Annotated in this window: 17 protein-coding genes and 1 tRNA gene; 14 read left to right on the top strand and 4 right to left on the bottom strand. The window is 51.3% G+C overall.

The annotated features are described in order from the left end of the window. Nucleotide 1: 1 nt before the first annotated feature. The 5 genes from ACVB80_RS11390 (at nt 2) to ybaK (ending at nt 4547) form a co-directional block, all read left to right on the top strand. Complete coding sequence (locus tag ACVB80_RS11390) at nt 2–385, top strand: SirB2 family protein (RefSeq protein ID WP_481081416.1); 384 nt, start codon at nt 2–4, stop codon at nt 383–385. Nucleotides 386–388: 3 nt separating this feature from the next. After that, a complete protein-coding gene (locus ACVB80_RS11385; RefSeq protein WP_481081415.1) occupies nt 389–1198 on the top strand; it encodes a SirB1 family protein in 810 nt (269 codons plus the stop codon). Between the two features lie 12 nt (nt 1199–1210). After that, the gene (kdsA, locus tag ACVB80_RS11380) at nt 1211–2062 is read left to right on the top strand and encodes a 3-deoxy-8-phosphooctulonate synthase (protein ID WP_481081414.1); all 852 of its coding nucleotides are present in this window, start codon (nt 1211–1213) and stop codon (nt 2060–2062) included. A 282-nt stretch (nt 2063–2344) separates the two neighbouring features. Then, nucleotides 2345–4003 (top strand): bifunctional UDP-sugar hydrolase/5'-nucleotidase UshA, encoded by a 1659-nt coding sequence (gene ushA / locus ACVB80_RS11375; protein WP_481081413.1) that lies wholly within the window; start codon nt 2345–2347, stop codon nt 4001–4003. A 70-nt stretch (nt 4004–4073) separates the two neighbouring features. Then, nucleotides 4074–4547 (top strand): Cys-tRNA(Pro) deacylase, encoded by a 474-nt coding sequence (gene ybaK, locus ACVB80_RS11370; RefSeq protein ID WP_481081412.1) that lies wholly within the window; start codon nt 4074–4076, stop codon nt 4545–4547. Nucleotides 4548–4864: 317 nt separating this feature from the next. Here the strand turns inward: ybaK and ACVB80_RS11365 are convergent. Continuing rightward, a tRNA-Pro gene (locus ACVB80_RS11365) sits at nt 4865–4941 on the bottom strand. Between the two features lie 273 nt (nt 4942–5214). On the opposite strand from ACVB80_RS11365, the gene ACVB80_RS11360 reads away from it, so the two are divergent. The 3 genes from ACVB80_RS11360 (at nt 5215) to rluF (ending at nt 7049) form a co-directional block, all read left to right on the top strand. Continuing rightward, the gene (locus ACVB80_RS11360) at nt 5215–5355 is read left to right on the top strand and encodes a DUF3149 domain-containing protein (RefSeq protein WP_481081411.1); all 141 of its coding nucleotides are present in this window, start codon (nt 5215–5217) and stop codon (nt 5353–5355) included. 140 nt (nt 5356–5495) lie between these two features. Then, a complete protein-coding gene (smrA, locus tag ACVB80_RS11355; RefSeq protein WP_481081410.1) occupies nt 5496–6077 on the top strand; it encodes a DNA endonuclease SmrA in 582 nt (193 codons plus the stop codon). A gap of 27 nt (nt 6078–6104) precedes the next feature. Further along, the gene (rluF, locus tag ACVB80_RS11350) at nt 6105–7049 is read left to right on the top strand and encodes a 23S rRNA pseudouridine(2604) synthase RluF (RefSeq protein WP_481081409.1); all 945 of its coding nucleotides are present in this window, start codon (nt 6105–6107) and stop codon (nt 7047–7049) included. A 230-nt stretch (nt 7050–7279) separates the two neighbouring features. On the opposite strand, the gene ACVB80_RS11345 is transcribed toward rluF, so the two are convergent. Next, nucleotides 7280–8140: a TraB/GumN family protein gene (locus ACVB80_RS11345; protein WP_481081408.1), complete on the bottom strand. Its 861-nt coding sequence runs from the start codon at nt 8138–8140 to the stop codon at nt 7280–7282. 524 nt (nt 8141–8664) lie between these two features. Here ACVB80_RS11345 and ACVB80_RS11340 point away from each other — a divergent pair. Then, nucleotides 8665–9375 carry an oligogalacturonate-specific porin KdgM family protein gene (locus ACVB80_RS11340; RefSeq protein WP_481081407.1) on the top strand — a complete coding sequence of 237 codons (711 nt, stop codon included), beginning with the start codon at nt 8665–8667 and terminating at the stop codon, nt 9373–9375. A 60-nt stretch (nt 9376–9435) separates the two neighbouring features. Here the strand turns inward: ACVB80_RS11340 and ACVB80_RS11335 are convergent, their stop codons facing one another. Next, a complete protein-coding gene (locus ACVB80_RS11335) occupies nt 9436–9870 on the bottom strand; it encodes a DUF411 domain-containing protein (RefSeq protein ID WP_481081406.1) in 435 nt (144 codons plus the stop codon). Continuing rightward, nucleotides 9867–12575 carry a heavy metal translocating P-type ATPase gene (locus ACVB80_RS11330; protein WP_481081405.1) on the bottom strand — a complete coding sequence of 903 codons (2709 nt, stop codon included), beginning with the start codon at nt 12573–12575 and terminating at the stop codon, nt 9867–9869. Before ACVB80_RS11330 ends, ACVB80_RS11335 begins: the two co-directional genes overlap by 4 nt. 185 nt (nt 12576–12760) lie before the next feature. On the opposite strand from ACVB80_RS11330, the gene gltX reads away from it, so the two are divergent. From gltX to ACVB80_RS11305, 5 genes are all read left to right on the top strand, one after another. Continuing rightward, on the top strand, nt 12761–14188 hold the full coding sequence (gene gltX / locus ACVB80_RS11325; RefSeq protein WP_481081404.1) for a glutamate--tRNA ligase: 1428 nt from the start codon (nt 12761–12763) through the stop codon (nt 14186–14188). A 152-nt stretch (nt 14189–14340) separates the two neighbouring features. Beyond that, nucleotides 14341–15357 carry a Fic family protein gene (locus ACVB80_RS11320; RefSeq protein ID WP_481081403.1) on the top strand — a complete coding sequence of 339 codons (1017 nt, stop codon included), beginning with the start codon at nt 14341–14343 and terminating at the stop codon, nt 15355–15357. Nucleotides 15358–15563: 206 nt separating this feature from the next. Further along, nucleotides 15564–15977 (top strand): structural protein, encoded by a 414-nt coding sequence (locus tag ACVB80_RS11315; protein WP_481081402.1) that lies wholly within the window; start codon nt 15564–15566, stop codon nt 15975–15977. 91 nt (nt 15978–16068) lie between these two features. After that, entirely contained in the window at nt 16069–16287 is a 219-nt protein-coding gene (locus ACVB80_RS11310; protein WP_481081401.1) for a hypothetical protein, read from the top strand. A 192-nt stretch (nt 16288–16479) separates the two neighbouring features. Further along, nucleotides 16480–16749 carry a hypothetical protein gene (locus tag ACVB80_RS11305; protein WP_481081400.1) on the top strand — a complete coding sequence of 90 codons (270 nt, stop codon included), beginning with the start codon at nt 16480–16482 and terminating at the stop codon, nt 16747–16749. The last annotated feature ends 12 nt before the right edge of the window (nt 16750–16761 follow it).

Raw genomic sequence — 16761 nt, 5'->3', positions numbered from 1 at the left:
CATGTATACAGCGGTAAAACACTTCCACTTTATTACGATTGCGATCAGCGCTCTGATGCTGACGCTGCGCTATGGCCTGATGATGGCTGAATCTTCTCATCTGAAACACCCGTTTTTCAGCCGTTTTCCGCATCTGAATGATTCGATTCTGCTGCTGACGGGCTTCGGGCTTATCTATATGACAGGTCAGGTGCCATATACAGGTGCCAGCGACTGGATGACAGAGAAAATGACCTGTGTGATGGCCTATTTTGCACTGGCTTTCTTTACCCTGAAAATGGCAAAGAATGGCTGGCTGAGAACATTCGCCTTCCTGGGCGCGCTGGGCTGGCTGATCATGGCCGGCAATCTGGCGATGAACAAGGTTCCTTCACTGCTGGGGTAATTAATGCTGAATCTGTTTGACGAAGATTTCGACAATATGGAGCTGGTGGAAGGGGCGCTGGCGCTGAATGCCGCGATAGACCCGGAAACCGATACCGCCTGGTCACAGGCCGAGCTGGAACGTCTGCTCAAAGAAGCAGAGCTTCAGCTTTGCCATGAGACCGATGAGCAGCAGCGTTTTGCCGCTTTCTTACGTCTGTTTTACTGCGAGTGGGGATTTGAAGGCGATGCGGACGCCTATTTCTGCTCAGACAACGGCTTTATGGATAAAGTCCTGCGCCGCCGCAAAGGGATCCCGGTCAGCCTGGGCTCTCTGCTGCTCTATTTCTCCCGTAAGCTGGGTTTTCCGGTGGAAGGGGTCGCTTTTCCTACCCAGTTTTTGGTTAAGGTGAGCTGGTATGAGCAGATGCCGCAGTATATCAATCCTTTTGATGGTGAGTATGTCGGCGAGCAGACCCTGCACGCCTGGCTGGTGGGGCACGATGGCCCGCTGGCGAGACTGGAGCCGGAACATCTGGCAACGGCTGACAACCCAACCATTATCGGCCGCTGGCTGGCGCTGCTCAAAGGCGCGCTGCTGCGTGAAGAGCGCTATACTCTGGCTCTGAACTGCACCGATCTGGCGCTGACCTTTGTCCCGGATGACCCGTATGAAATCCGCGATCGTGGGTTTATTTATCAGCAGCTGGACTGCCATCAGGTAGCGGCCACCGATTATCAGTTTTTTATCGACCAGTGCCCGGATGACCCGGCTGCTGAGCTGCTGAAAGCCCAGGTCCTGAAAATGACCGACACACACACAACAATTCACTAAAGAGAGAAAATCATGGAACAGAAAACGGTTCGCATTGGTGATATCGAAGTGGCTAACGACAAGCCATTTACCCTGTTTGCCGGTATGAACGTACTGGAATCACGTGACCTTGCGATGCAGATCTGTGAGCACTACGTTAAGGTGACGGACAAGCTGGGCATCCCTTACGTGTTTAAAGCCTCGTTTGATAAGGCGAACCGCTCATCGATTAACTCTTACCGCGGTCCGGGTATGGAAGAAGGTCTGAAAATCTTCCAGGAGCTGAAAGACACTTTTGGCGTTAAGATCATTACCGATATTCACACTGAAGCGCAGGCTCAGCCGGTGGCGGATGTGGTTGATGTGATTCAGCTTCCTGCATTCCTTGCCCGCCAGACCGATCTGGTTGAAGCCATGGCGAAAACCGGCGCAGTCATCAACGTGAAGAAACCTCAGTTCATGAGCCCGGGTCAGGTAGGCAACATCGTTGAGAAGTTTGGCGAATGTGGCAATGACCAGATCATTCTGTGTGAGCGCGGCGCATGCCACGGCTACGACAACCTGGTAGTAGACATGCTGGGCTTTGGTGTGATGAAGAAAGCATCAAAAGGCAGCCCGATTATTTTTGACGTAACTCACTCGCTGCAGTGTCGTGATCCACTGGGCGCGGCTTCTGGTGGCCGCCGCGAGCAGACTGTTGACCTGGCGAAAGCGGGTCTGGCTACGGGTATTGCCGGTCTGTTTATCGAAGCGCACCCTAATCCGGACAAAGCGCTGTGTGATGGTCCGTCGGCACTTCCGCTGGATAAACTGGAGCCATTCCTGGCCCAGATGAAAGCACTGGATGACCTGATCAAAAGCTTCAAAGATATCGAAATCGTATAAGCAACAATATCGGTTACTAAGGGTCGCAATGCGGCCCTTTTTTTATGTTCCTGACGTAAACGTTTGCCTGTGATCCCTGATTTTAAAAGGCTGCAAGGGAGATGATCTGTTTCACTTTTTTTAGTTTCATTGAGTGATCTATTCGTCATAAATATGAAATCTATATAGCTGTTTACGTGTGTTAATTTAAACTTGTTCAAGTTTTTTAGGTCAAAGAGCCATTTTTATTTCCTCCTGGAAAGATTTGACCTCCCCTCACTATTACAAAAAAGGTTATCGAACATGAAGGAACGCCTGAATCTTAAAATTGCCATCAGTGCAGCGTTACTGGCAACCATGACTGGTTGTGCTTCAACCGCACCTAACTGGGAACAGGACAAAACCTACAAACTGACCGTTCTGCACACCAATGACCACCACGGTCGTTTCTGGCAGAACAAATACGGTGAGTACGGCATGGCAGCGCGTAAGACGCTGATTGACGACCTGCGTGAAGAGATCCGTGCAGAAGGCGGCAGTGTGCTTCTTCTGTCTGGTGGTGACATCAACACCGGTGTGCCAGAGTCAGATCTGCAGGACGCTGAGCCGGATTTCAAAGGCATGAAGATGCTGGGTTACGATGCGATGGCGCTGGGTAACCACGAGTTCGATAACCCGCTGGACGTACTGCAGAAGCAGATCGAGTGGGGTGGTTTCCCTATGCTGTCTGCCAACATCTACGACAAAGCGACTGGCGAGCGTAAGTACGAGGCTTACCACATCTTTGAAAAACAGGGTCTGAAAATTGCCGTTGTGGGTCTGACGACTGAAGATACCGCAAAAATCGGTAACCCTGAGTACATCAGCAGCCTGGACTTCCGTGACCCTAAAGCAGAAGCGAAAGCTGTGATCGCAGAGCTGAAGAAGAACGAGAAACCAGACCTGATCTTTGCTGTGACTCACATGGGTCACTACGAGAACGGCAAGCGTGGCGTAAACGCACCGGGTGACGTAGCTCTGGCGCGCTACCTGGACGAAGGTTCCCTGGATATGATCGTGGGTGGTCACTCTCAGGAGCCGGTATGTATGGAAGGTCCGAACCTTGTTAAGAAGAACTTCAAGCCTTCTGATGAGTGTAAGCCAGACCAGCAAAACGGCACCTGGATTGTTCAGGCGCACGAGTGGGGCAAATACGTTGGCCGTGCTGACTTTGAATTCAAGAACGGCGAGCTGGAGATGGTTAGTTACGACCTGATCCCGGTGAACCTGAAGAAGAAGATCAAAGTAGACGGTAAGAAGAAGCGTGTTCTTATCGAGAAAGAGATCCCTCAAGATAAAGAGATGCTGGCATTCCTGCAGCCATTCCAGGAGAAAGGTCAGGCTGAGCTGGGCGTTAAGATCGCTGAAACCAACGGTAAACTGGAAGGTGACCGTAACGTGGTTCGCTTCCAGCAGACCAACCTGGGTCGCCTGATCGCAACTGCTCACATGGAGCGTGCAAAAGCGGACTTCGCAGTAATGAACTCTGGTGGTGTTCGTGACTCTATCGAAGGTGGTGACGTAACTTACAAAGATGTACTGAAAGTTCAGCCATTTGCTAACATCCTGACTTACAACGATATGACTGGCGCTGAAGTTATGGATTACCTGAACGTGGTAGCAACCAAGCCAATCGACTCTGGTGCTTACGCTCAGTTTGCAGGTATCTCTATGACTGTTGCAGACGGTAAAGTAAGCAACGTAATGATCGGTGGCAAGCCACTGGATCCTGCGAAGACTTACCGCTTCACAGTACCTAGCTACAACGCAGCTGGTGGTGACGGCTACCCTAAAGTAACTGGTCACCCAGGCCACGTGAACACTGGTTTTGTTGACGCAGAAGTACTGAAAGAGTACATGGAAGCGAACAGCCCAATCGATGTAGATGCATACGCACCAAAAGGCGAGATGGTCTACAAATAACTGATTGATGCAGTTAATATAAAAGGCGAAGCATGGTGCTTCGCCTTTTTTATATCCGTCGGTTTACGTTATGACTCCAGCAATCAATCTCGCTAAAAAGAAGAAAATCCCCCATACCGTTCATCAGTACAAACATGACCCAAATGCAGACAGCTATGGGCTGGAAGCGGCCGAAGCGCTTGGTCAGGATCCAAAAACGGTATTTAAAACCCTGCTGTTCAGCCTCAACGGTGAGCCAAAAAATCTGGCTGTCGCCATTATCCCGGTTGCAGAGAAACTAAACCTGAAATTGGCCGCCAAAGCTGCCGGTGGCAAAAAAGCCGAAATGGCCAACCCGGACATCGCCCAGAAAACCACGGGCTACGTTGTCGGCGGCATCAGCCCGCTGGGCCAGAAAAAAGCCCTGCCAACTTTTATTCACACCAGCGCACAAAGCCTGTCACTAATGTGTGTCAGCGCAGGAAAGCGGGGGCTGGAGATCGAACTGGCGCCGGGGGATTTGGCGGGGTTGACGAGGGGAAGGTTCGCGGAGTTGGTGATTTAACTGGTTCGCGGTTCTCGGTCCTTGGTTCGCGGGGTGAGAGCGGGGAGGCGTTTTGAGAGGGGCGTGGAATGTGATGCTGGGTAGGGGAATTTTCGGTCCTGGGTCCTGGGTCCTGGGTCTTGGGTTCGGGGGGAAGCACCGGTGATCACGTAACCGCGGCGTACAGAGTTTTGGGGGTGTTCTTTAAAGTGGGGAGCACTAAAGCCCCTAGAACCGCGTCCCACGTACCGCGCAACCAAAGAAGCTGATTTGAACACGAAACTCACGACAAGCACGTAAACGAAAAAAGCCCCGTCAATCGACGAGGCTTTAGAAGATGGTCGGTGAAGAGGGATTCGAACCCCCGACCCTCTGGTCCCAAACCAGATGCGCTACCAAGCTGCGCTATTCACCGAAATTTTGGTTCCTGACAAAGAATGTTTATCACCGGGAACGGATGTGTATATTACGGATTCTCAGGCCTGGCGCAAGCCTTTTTGTGCAATTAATTTGTGCTAGACGTTCGTTTGCTGCTTTTCCAACCACCGCTGTTTGAAGTGTGACCACAAACACAACAAATGAAACTAATTGATTACCAAAATGAAACAATTGATCTGGATCAGTGCTTAAAAAAGCGTCACGTCATACTTTTGAATGCGTCACTCAACAACGGAACGACGGAGGCGACATGGATTTCTGGCTTGATCTCCTTTTTGGTAATGCAGTTGGACTCTCATCTATGATCGTTATCTTCGGCGCGCTGAGCCTGATGCTCTTCTTTGCCGGATTCTTTGTTTACAAGGTGTTGAGCGACAAATCTCCTCACTAGATCGCTTAGCAATGAAAATTGCACCGGAGATGGCTTAGTGCTTTCTCCGGTCTTCTTTATTTGTTCCACGCAAAATTATCCCACCTGCCGGAATTGATTGTTATAATCGGCGCAATTCAGCAATAACCAGAATACCTGCGATGAATCACGACGATGATCTGGACCTGTTCCAGCAGATGATGGGTGACGTGAAGCCTCTCAGCCAGGATACGGCAGTGCACGCAAAGCAGCACTGCGTAACCGATGCGCAGCTGGCGAAACAGGAAGCGGCGGTCAGCCTGACCGAAGAAGACCCGGAATACCTTTCACTGGACAACGCCACCATGCTTAAGCCTGACGATATGCTCGAGTTTAAGCGCCCGGGAGTGCAGGACGGGGTGTACCGAAAACTGAGACTGGGGAAATATCCACTCCAGGCCAGGCTCGATCTCCACCGCAGAACCCTGCAGGAAGCCCGTGATGAAGTGGTGAAGTTCCTGCGTCAGTGCCAGCGTCTGGATATTCGCAGTGTGGTGATTGTGCATGGTAAAGGTGAGCGTTCGAATCCGCCTGCGCTGATGAAAAGCTATGTGGCCACCTGGCTTGCTCAGATCCAGGAGGTCATGTGTTATCACAGTGCCCTGCGCCAGCATGGCGGCAGCGGGGCTGTGTATGTAATGCTTCGGAAAAGTGCCGAAAAGAAACTGGAAAACCGTGAGCGCCATCAAAAGCGCATGAGTTAAGCCGTTGGGAAACGTAAAGAGAAGACAATGACAGAGAATAAAGCGATTCGCTTAAACAAATACATCAGTGACACCGGTTACTGTTCGCGCCGTGAGGCAGACAAACTGATTGAGCAGGGCAGGGTAACCATTAATGGTAACCTGCCGGAGATGGGCGTTAAGGTCTCTGATGAGGATGAAGTGCTGGTGGATGGTAATCCGCTGCGCACCAAAGAAAAGCCGATTTATATCGCGCTGAACAAACCAACCGGGATCACCTGTACCACAGAGCGTCATGTGGAAGGTAATATTGTCGACTTTGTTGGTCACCGTAAGCGCATTTTCCCGATTGGCCGTCTGGATAAGCCGTCGGATGGACTTATCTTCCTGACCAACGATGGTGACATCGTTAACAAGATCCTGCGTGCCGGTAACTCGCACGAAAAAGAGTACGTGGTTCGTGTCGATAAGCCGATCACTCAGGAGTTTCTGGATAAGATGGCTTCTGGCGTGGAGATCCTGGATACGGTGACCCTGCCGTGTAAAGTGACCAAAGAAACCAAGTTCTCGTTTCGTATTGTCCTGACTCAGGGTTTGAACCGTCAGATCCGCCGTATGTGTGAGGCACTGGGGTACGATGTATTCAAGCTTCGCCGGGTGCGGATCATGAACATTTCGATTGATGGCATCGCCAACGGTAAGTGGCGTTACCTGACCGATCAGGAAGTGGCAGAAATCCACCGCCTGTGTGAAAGCTCAAGCGGCACCGAAGAAGCTTCGCAGAAAACTGCAGAAGGGGTGAAGATCAAAAAAGCCACCGATGCCAAGCTGCACGACAGCCGTAAGCAACCGCCAAAAGGCAACAAGCGCCCGGATCAGCCCCGCATCAAACGCGGCAAACAGGAACGTCATAAAAAGCCGGCAGGGAAAAAGCCGGATGCACCACGCAGCGGGTTTAAGATCCGTAAGCCGACCGGGAAGACAATCGGTTAAAAAAAGAATGCCCTGGTAGCTTTTGGTTACCGGGGATTTTTTTGAGCGGTCCTGGGTTTACCGGTCCTGGGAGCCGGGAAGAGCGGTCCCGCATTCGGGGTAAAGTTTCCGGTACAGATTGTTGGTCTTTCGCTCTGCGCTCTTATGCTTTCAGCACCCAGCACCCAGCACCCAGCACCCAGCACCCAGCACCCAGCACCCAGCACCCAGCACCCAGCACCCAGCACCTGTTACATCCGGCACTCCGCCTTACCCGGCTTCGACACTAACTCCACCTGCCATCCCTTCGCTTTAAGCAAATCCGGCAGATTATCTTCTCCTATCAGGTGCAGCGCACCAACGACAACCACAAAGCGGCCTTTCTCCGGCAGCCAGTCGCTGCTCAGCATGTTGGCCCAGTTATGATTGCGGTCGGTCAGCAGTGGAGCCAGGGTGGCTTTGTCGTACTCTCCACTTTCGAGAAGGGTGAGCAGGCGCTGTTTGTCGCCTGCTTTCCAGCTGGCGATCTGACATTTCAGCTGCTGATTGCTTTCTTCCCAGTTTCCAAGCAGTTCGGTCAATAAAATGGTGCCATTGCCTGGCAGGTTATTGAGCAGGTTGAGCTGGAAATCCATGGTTTCAAAACCATACAAAGGCAGTCCCATTTCAGTCGCCTGGTGGGTAACTACCTGGTCAACACCCTGATCTGGCCGGTATCCAAGTGAAGCGAGCTGTTTCATTTGCAGGTTCATGGCTGTTATCCACGGTGCGGTATGGAGCAGTTCTTCCGGCAGACTGTATTGCTGCAGTCTTTTTTTAAGCTCGCCTTTATGTTCATGCTCCAGAACGTCCAGCGCGGTATGTGTTGCCGCCGGTAACTGAGGTTGTCGCATCGTGCTGAGATCAATTTCAGTCACCAGACCATCACTGTGGTGCAGATAGTCATTGACCATATCCGGCAACGGGTACATCTCTTTATTGCCAACATGAAGGCTGCCAAACAGCAGAAGGTCACGGCCATCTTTTCTGGCTGACCAGTAGAGAGGCTCGGCAACAGATGTGAAGCTGAAGCAGAGGGTAACCAGGGTAAAGAGCAGATTGATCGGGCGCATAACTGTCCATATTGAGATTTTTTACTCACTTTAGCGGTTTTTACCGTCATCTGCGAGAAGAAGGATGCGCTGATATTGAGCAGATTTGCGCACAACTTAGTTTGCCCGATTAAATAAGCCAGCAATTTATCGCCTGGCTAAATGTGATTGCGATCACCTATTGCAGGTAAATAACTCTAAAACAGATTCGATAAGCAATCATTTTTGTGTGAAGTGACTCGAAAAGTGAATTTATAGAATTGGGAAATGCGTGATCTGGATCGTGAACGAACCTGAGGTGACGTTGCAATGTTTGTTTATATTAATTGTAAGTTGCTGTTTTTGCGGGTTTTACATTTTTTAGGTTTGTTTATTTTGAACCAGATCACTTTCCTGTTGGCTTTATTTTGCCCCGCAAAAAATATCTGTAAGTATTCATCGCAAGCCAGGAAGGCAATCAGACACCTTTAGCTGTGGTGTACCTCCAACGGGCAAGGTTAGCCCGACAACACGACAGTCTAGTTATTAAAAAACAGGTAACGACAATGAAAAAAGTATTTGCTCTTACGGCTCTGGCCGCAGTTTTCTCAACAGGCGCATTCGCGGGTTCTTCATACGTAACGGGTAACGTTCAGTTCCACTCTGAGAACAAAGCTCCTAACGCGACTTCTACCCTGGAAGCTGGCCACACTTTTGACAGCGGCACTACGCTGCTAACTGAGTTTGATGGTATTTCAATCGGCAGCTACGACACAGATACTTTCGTTGAAGGTTCGGGCGCGACTCCATATATCACTCTTGGTGTTGAGCAAAGCTTCTCAATCAACGACAACCTGTGGGTTGCAGCGGGTTACCATCATCTGATGAACAACGGTGAAACCGTTCAGTACCGCCCACTGGTTAAAATCGGTTACAACTTCGACAACGGTCTGTCGATCTCTAACCGTACCCGTGCACACATGTTTACAGAAAAAGAAACTCACAAGCAAAAAGCAGATACTGACATTCGTCTGGATAACAAGATTGCTTACGCTTTCGCAGACCAGGAACTGGCGCTGAGCTACAACAACGTGTACATGATTAAAGGTGATAAGAACTCTAAAGGCGAAGAGCAGAAAAACACCATGGACCACGAGCTGCGTGCGACCTGGACCCGTGAAGGCGTTCAGCCATACTTCGAGCTGCGCAGCCAGGGTCACGGCGGCGATGGTAACACCAATACTGCATTTGTATTCGGTGCATCATACGGCTTCTGATAAAGTCTGAGAAAAGTCTAAGTCCGGCAGGAGCCGCGGTGTAAGCCGCGGCTTTTGTCGTTATTTCTGGTTGTGACGGGCAAACTCAAAGGTGTGGCCTTTTTCGTTAAACGCATACACCACGTACTCGTCTTTCTTATCCCCATACTCCATACCCGGAGAGCCAACCGGCATACCCGGAACTGCCAGTCCGCGGGCGTTTTTCGGCGGGTTATCCAGAAATGCACGGATATCAGAGGCCGGGATGTGGCCTTCAAATACGTAGCCCTGAATCTCAGCAGTATGACATGACGCCAGTTGTGGAGTGACTCCGAGCTGTTGTTTGATAGGGTTCATGTTCTGGTGGTCTTTTACTTCCACCGTAAAGCCTTCGCTCTCCATATGTTTTACCCATTCTGAGCAGCATCCGCAGTATGGAGACTTATGGGTTAATACATCAGCGGCAAAAGCGCTGGTGGTGCTGAGCAGGCTGATTGCTAACAGTGCGAATCTCATTGTTCACCTCTTTGAGTGCTTGTTTTAAAAAGTCTCAACCGGTTAGCGTTACTGACTACAGTGATGGAAGACAGCGCCATCGCTGCGCCGGCAACGACCGGGCTGAGCAAAAATCCAAACCATGGGTAAAGCACCCCGGCGGCAACCGGGATCCCAAGGCTGTTATAAATAAACGCGCCAAGCAGGTTTTGCTTCATGTTTTTCACTGTCGCTTTTGACAGTTCAATCGCATCGGCCACTACGGCGGGTGAGCTGTTTAACAGCGTCATTTGAGCGCTTTCAATCGCCACATCGGAGCCGCTTCCCATGGCAATACCAATATCGGCCAGTGCCAGTGCCGGTGCGTCATTAATCCCGTCCCCGACCATGGCGATGGTTTTTCCCTGCTGACGTAAGTTTTCGATATGGGCAGCTTTCTGGTCCGGAAGCACGCCGGCAATCACCTGATCGATGCCAAGTTGGTCGCCAACCACTTTTGCAACGGTTTCGTGGTCTCCGGTCAGCATGACAACGTGAATGCCCTGCGCGTGGAGTTGTTTTACTGCTTTGGCAGAGTCGTCTTTAATGGTGTCAGCGATGGCAAACGCGGCGGCAAGCATGCCATTTTTTGCAACATACACCGTGGTATAAGCCTGCTGGTGATAGCGCTCTGCCTGTTCTGTCATACCTGTGGTATCAATGTTGTGTTCGGCCATCAGGGCCTGATTACCTACTATCAGCTGGTTTTCGCCAACCTTTGCTGCAATGCCCTTGCCACGGATAGCGCTGAACTCTGATACGGCATATTTGGCTTTATGGTCTTTGCTGTACTCGCAAATGGCTTTGGCAAGCGGGTGCTCGGAGCGGCTCTGAGCTGAGTAAACCTCACCCAGCAGCTGTTCCCTGTTGTGTGAGCCGGTCATTGCGAAGTCCTGCACTGCCGGAGTGCCCCGGGTTAAAGTACCGGTTTTATCAAACACGACGGTGTTTACTTTGCTGGCAGACTGCAGTACTTCGGCGTCACGGATAAGGATCCCCAGCTCAGCGGCCTTACCTACCCCTGCTGTAACGGAAAGCGGTGTGGCAAGCCCAAGCGCACAGGGGCAGGCGATGATCAGCACTGTGGTGGCCACCACCAGCATATGGCTGATTTTTGGTTCCGGGCCGATAAGTCCCCAGATTGCTGCTGCACCAATGGCAATGGCAATAACAACCGGCACAAAGACTGCGGAAATAGAGTCTGCCAGGCGGGCAATTTGTGGTTTGCTGCTCTGTGCCTGGCGGACAAGACGGATGATCCGCGCCAGTACGGTATTGCTGCCAACCGATGTAGCTTTTATGACCAGACTGCCGTCACCGTTGATGGTACCGGCGGCAAGTTTATCACCTGGTTGCTTCAGGACCGGCAATGGCTCGCCTGTCAGCATGGCTTCGTCGAGATAGCTTTCGCCTTCTGTTACTTCCCCGTCCACCGGCACTTTTTCTCCCGGACGGATGCGGATCAGCATACCGCTTTCAACGCTGGTGAGTGGCTGATCGGTTTCCTGGCCGTTTTCGATAACTCTCGCGGTCTGCGGCTGAAGGTCTATCAGTGCCTGCAGGGAGCGGGAGGTTTTGGCTTTGGCTCTGGCTTCAATATAGTGGCCAAGGGAGATAAGCCCGATGATCATCGCACTGGCTTCGAAATATACATGACGCGAGGCTTCCGGCAGCCATTGAGGAAACAAGACCACCAGCATCGAGTAGAGCCAGGCGGCTCCGGTACCAAGAGCGACAAGGGTGTCCATGGTCGCGCGGCGGTGAAGAACGGACTGCCAGGCTCCGCTGAAGAAGTGCCTGCCAGCCGTTGCCAGCAGCCAGAGACAAATCAGGCCGATCAGGCCCCAGATAAGCTGGTCGGAGAATGAGCGGATCATCATATTTCCGCCTAATACGCCCCAGCCCATCAGAGGGACACCTATAACCAGCGCAGTGATCGAGCTGCGACGGAAGTGATTCAGGCTTTGTTGGTGTTTATGCTGCTGTTTTTCACGAAGCTGCTGCTCATCTTCAACCAGTTCTGCACTGTACCCGGCAGACTGGCTGGCTTTAAGCAGTTGCTCTGTTACTGCGTCATCTGCTTCCTGTTTCAGCCAGACCATTGCAGACTGTTCGGCCAGATTGACCTGTACCTGGTTTACACCGCTGACAGTTTTCAGCGCTTTTTCTACTGACGCCACGCAGCTGGCACAGGTCATCCCCTGGATAACCAGTTGCAGAGCGCCCTGATTAAGGACTTCCTGAGCGGATTGGGCCGGGGAAGTATGCTGCTTGTAATCTGTTTCTGGTTGCTCAGGTTCAGCCGGGCCGGTGTCAGCCTGGTAACCCAAGGATTCAATGAGGCTGATAACGTCTGACCCGGTCAGCGAAGTGGTCAGTGACAGTGAAGTTTTGGTCACCTCAGATTCACTGACCAGGCCGGTTTCATCCAGCGCCGCTGAGACTTTATTAACGCACTTGCCGCAGTTAAGCCCTGAAAGCTGAAATGTCAGTTGGTTGCCCGCCTGATAGCCAAGCTCAGTGATGGCCTGCGTGATTGCGGTAAATGGCTGACTGGTTTCCACCGTCACAGAGGATGGCGAGATGGTTATAACCCGGGTATCCGGCAGAACGTTCAGTGCGGCCTCCACTTTTCGCGCGCACCCCATGCAGTTTAATCCCTGCAGAGCGACAGTGAGTTCAGTCATGTTGATATTCCGTTTGTTGAGTTATGACTGAGAATAAAGGTTCCAGCAAGGGGAAGGTCAAGCGGCGAAAGTGAGTTTCTTTTTCGGTGCCATTGTACAATTGCGGGGCGGTGGTAAAATGTCGCCAATTTCTCCTTCTCAGGCAGCAGAAAGCTGTGCTGCCGCATTAATCCAAAGGAAATCAAATGACGGTTAAAACTCGTTTTGCGCCGAGCCCAACTGGTTATCTGCACGTTGGCGGTGCTCGTACTGCACTTTACTCCTGGCTATACGCAAAGAACCAGGGCGGCGAATTTGTCCTGCGTATCGAAGATACTGACCTGGAGCGTAACTCTCAGGAAGCGGTAGACGCTATCCTTGAAGGCATGCAGTGGATGGGTCTGGAGTGGGACGAAGGCCCATACTTCCAGTCAAAGCGTTTTGACCGTTACAACGAAATGATCGATAAGCTGCTGGCAGAAGGCAAAGCCTACAACTGTTATGCTTCAAAAGAGCTGCTGGACGAGATCCGTGCAGAGCAGGAAGCAAACAAAGAGATGCCACGTTACGATGCGAACCATCCGAAAATCATTGCGGCAAACGAAGCGGCAAAAGAGGGTGACGCTTGTGTAGTTCGTTTCCGTAACCCGAAAGAAGGCAGCGTGGTATTTGAAGACCAGATCCGTGGCCGCATCGAGATCGGCAACGATCAGCTGGATGACCTGATCATTCGCCGTACTGACGGCGCGCCAACTTACAACTTTGTTGTAGTAGTGGATGACTGGGATATGGGTATCACCCACGTTGTACGCGGTGAAGACCACATCAACAACACTCCTCGCCAGATCAACATCTATGAAGCATTGGGTGCGCCGGTTCCGACTTTTGCACACTGTGCGATGATCCTGGGTGATGACGGTGCCAAGCTGTCCAAGCGTCACGGCGCTGTTTCTGTTATGCAGTACCGCGATGAAGGTTACCTGCCAAACGCACTGAACAACTACCTGGTACGTCTGGGCTGGTCTCACGGTGATCAGGAAGTCTTCTCACGCGAAGAGATGATTGAGCTGTTCAGCCTGAACGCTATCTCTAAATCTGCGTCTGCGTTTAACACCGATAAGTTGCTGTGGCTGAACAACCACTACATCAAAACTTCTGATCCTGCATACGTTGCTGAGCACCTGCAATGGCATCTGGACAACCAGAAGCTGAGCACTGAAAATGGCCCGGCGATCACTGAAGTGATCACCCTGGTTGGCGAGCGCTGTAACACTCTGGTTGAACTGGCTGAGCAGATCCGTTACTTCTACGAAGACTTCTCTGAGTTTGAAGCAGGCGCAGCCAAGAAGCACCTGCGCGGCGTAGCCAAAGAGCCTCTGGCTTTGGCGCTGGCAAAAGTGGAAGCTCTGCAGGAGTGGACCACTGAAAGTATCAAAGACGGCGTGATTAAAGCGGTATGTGATGAGCTGGAAATCGGCATGGGTAAAATCGGTATGCCACTGCGCGTTGCCGTAACCGGTGGCGGCCAGTCTCCATCAGTAGACGCAGTAATGCAGCTGGTGGGCAAAGAGCGCGTTATCGCCCGCATTAAGATGGCACTGGAATTTATCGCTGAGCGTGAAGCGAACGCGTAAGTTTTGAGAGTATTGTTTTGAAAGAGCCGCTTGTTTAAGCGGCTCTTTTTTTGTTTACCGTACAAGCAAAGCGATCAAGTTAGCGACTAAGCTGGCGATCAAGCTGCCGATCAAGTTATGCTTATCAGATAACCCGATTAGTGAGCAGAGCAATGGCGTATACACCTCCATTTACTATCAGCTATGAAATCCTCAACCTGGTGGCTGATATCAGCAGCCTGCTGGGGCGTCTTGAAGTGGCAAATCCTGATCTGCTTTCTCCCCAGCTTCGGCGCGGAAACCGGATCAAAACGATTCAGGCATCGCTTGCTATTGAAAACAATACCTTATCCCTTGAACAGGTAACAGCTGTACTGGAAGGGAAACGGGTACTGGGTTTGCCCCGGGAAATCCAGGAAGTTAAGAATGCCTTTGAGGCATACGACAGATTAACAGACTGGTCAGCAGCCAGTTGTGAGGATCTGCTCTGTGCTCACGGGATTCTGATGTATGGCCTGGATGCGCAGGCCGGGCGTTTTCGTCAGGGAGGGGTAGGGATATACCGAGGGGATGCCCTCATTCACATGCCGCCACCAGCAGATCGGGTACCGGTGTTAATTGCGGAGTTACTCTCGTGGCTGGAGAAAACGAAAGTCCACCCTCTGATTGCCAGTTGCGTTTTCCACTATGAGTTCGAGTTTGTTCATCCGTTTGCGGATGGAAATGGCCGCATGGGACGTTTGTGGCAGACGCTGCTGCTCAGCCAATGGCAGCCACTGTTTGCGTATATTCCGGTAGAAACGGTAATACGCGACCGGCAGGATGACTACTATTACGCGCTTTCGGATTCAGACCAAATCAGCGAGGCAACGCCTTTTATCTCGTTTATGCTTCACTCTTTACTGACGGCGCTGCAGGAGCTGGAAAGCACCGGCTCTCATAGTGTTGAAGAAAGTATGCATCAGCCTCCCCAGATGCAGGTTGTCACTGCGCTGGCCCGTCTCGGGGAAGTGAGCCTGACGACTCTGATGACAGAGGTCGGCATGAAGCACCGTCCAACCTTTCGTAAAAACTATCTCAACCCGGCAATCGAACAGGGCCTGGTTGAGCTTACCCTCCCGGATAAACCCCGCAGCCCGAATCAGCGCTACCGGTTAACTTCACAGGGGCAGGCGCTGCTGGCCGATTAGTAACAAAGCTGATATGCCAATAACTATGATAGTGAGTGTTTCTCATATCCACTCCATAAGCGGTGTTCCTATGTGTAAACCAAATATCCGGTTTGTACAGGACTGATTCCTCCCCTTGGCAAGGGGAGGCTAGGAGGGGTTTCATAGCGATCTCTGAAATGAATCAGGAGCTCGTGCGTACAAGCATTTGAAATGGCGCGTTTTATTTGACGCAAAAGGCAAGGTGCGATCCCATTTTTCTCCGCAATAACAACCCGCTCAACATCCGAAAGGGCAATGACTGGGAGGGTGAGGCGGCAATCAGCCGGGATGTGTCGTTTGAGACGTTCAAACACCACAAATACGGATTCCGGGCCGGGGCTAAGTTGCTGCGTAATTACCAGCGCAACTATGGCCTGTACACGCTTGGCGAAATCATCCATCGCTTTGCGCCGCCAAACGAAAACAAGACTCACAACTATGCGGGTTTTGTGGCGCGTAAGGTCGGCACCACGCCGGACGCGACCATTGACCTGTCCGACAGTGAGTTGTTAGCGCGGGTACTTCACGCCATGTCACAGATGGAGGTGGGGCACCACTACACGCTGAATGATGCGCGGCAGGGGGTAGCACTGGCATGACAAGGCAAGACCTGAAAAGCGTACTACTGACGGTAGCGGGCGGGGTGCTCGCTGCCTACACCATTAAATATCTGAAAAAGGCAAAACTACTATGAAAAACTTACTGGCAAAAATCGGTATTGACCTTGACCAACCATCTACTAAGAAAGGCGTCGCGCTTCTGGGTGCTGGTGTTGCACTGGTAACTGGTCACCCGGAGCTTATCACCGCCAGCGTAACCGCTGAGGGTGTGCAATATGGTGGCCTGATTGGGGCGTTGGCACCGGTGGCTATTGGGTTGTATGAGACTGTGCGGGATGAATGGAAATAGCTATGGTTGAGGTGCTGCAATACTTAACGTCAATGGGTTTGCCCCCATCAATGTTAGTGATTGTTGCCATGTTTTGGCAGCACAATAATCGGCTGATTCGGTTGGAGACCAAGGTTATGTAAAGTCCCTCGTAATGGCTTTTGCAAACACCAATATGCAAGCGTATGCTTTGGTGGTTGACTGGAGGTAAAAATGGAACTGAAACAAAAAGTAATATTTCGAGCGAAAGGCATTTCCCAACCTTGTACTCGGCATAGCTTAGCCTTGGATTATGATCTTGACATTGTTGAACGCGGATTAGCAGAACTTCATAAAAGCTCTGAAAATGCAAAAAAGCTTCAACGGGGTTTAGACACCTTACTTAACGACATAAGAAGTTATCGTGAAATGTCGGAGGAACAGAGAAATCGTTCGATGTTCGGATTTGGAGCAAAGGTTGAGCATTTTTGCAACCAGTTGTGATGGAAGTAGATC

The sequence above is a fragment of the Vibrio sp. 9-16B-A1 genome (assembly GCF_056726165.1).
This window is presented reverse-complemented; position numbering and strand designations above follow the sequence as displayed.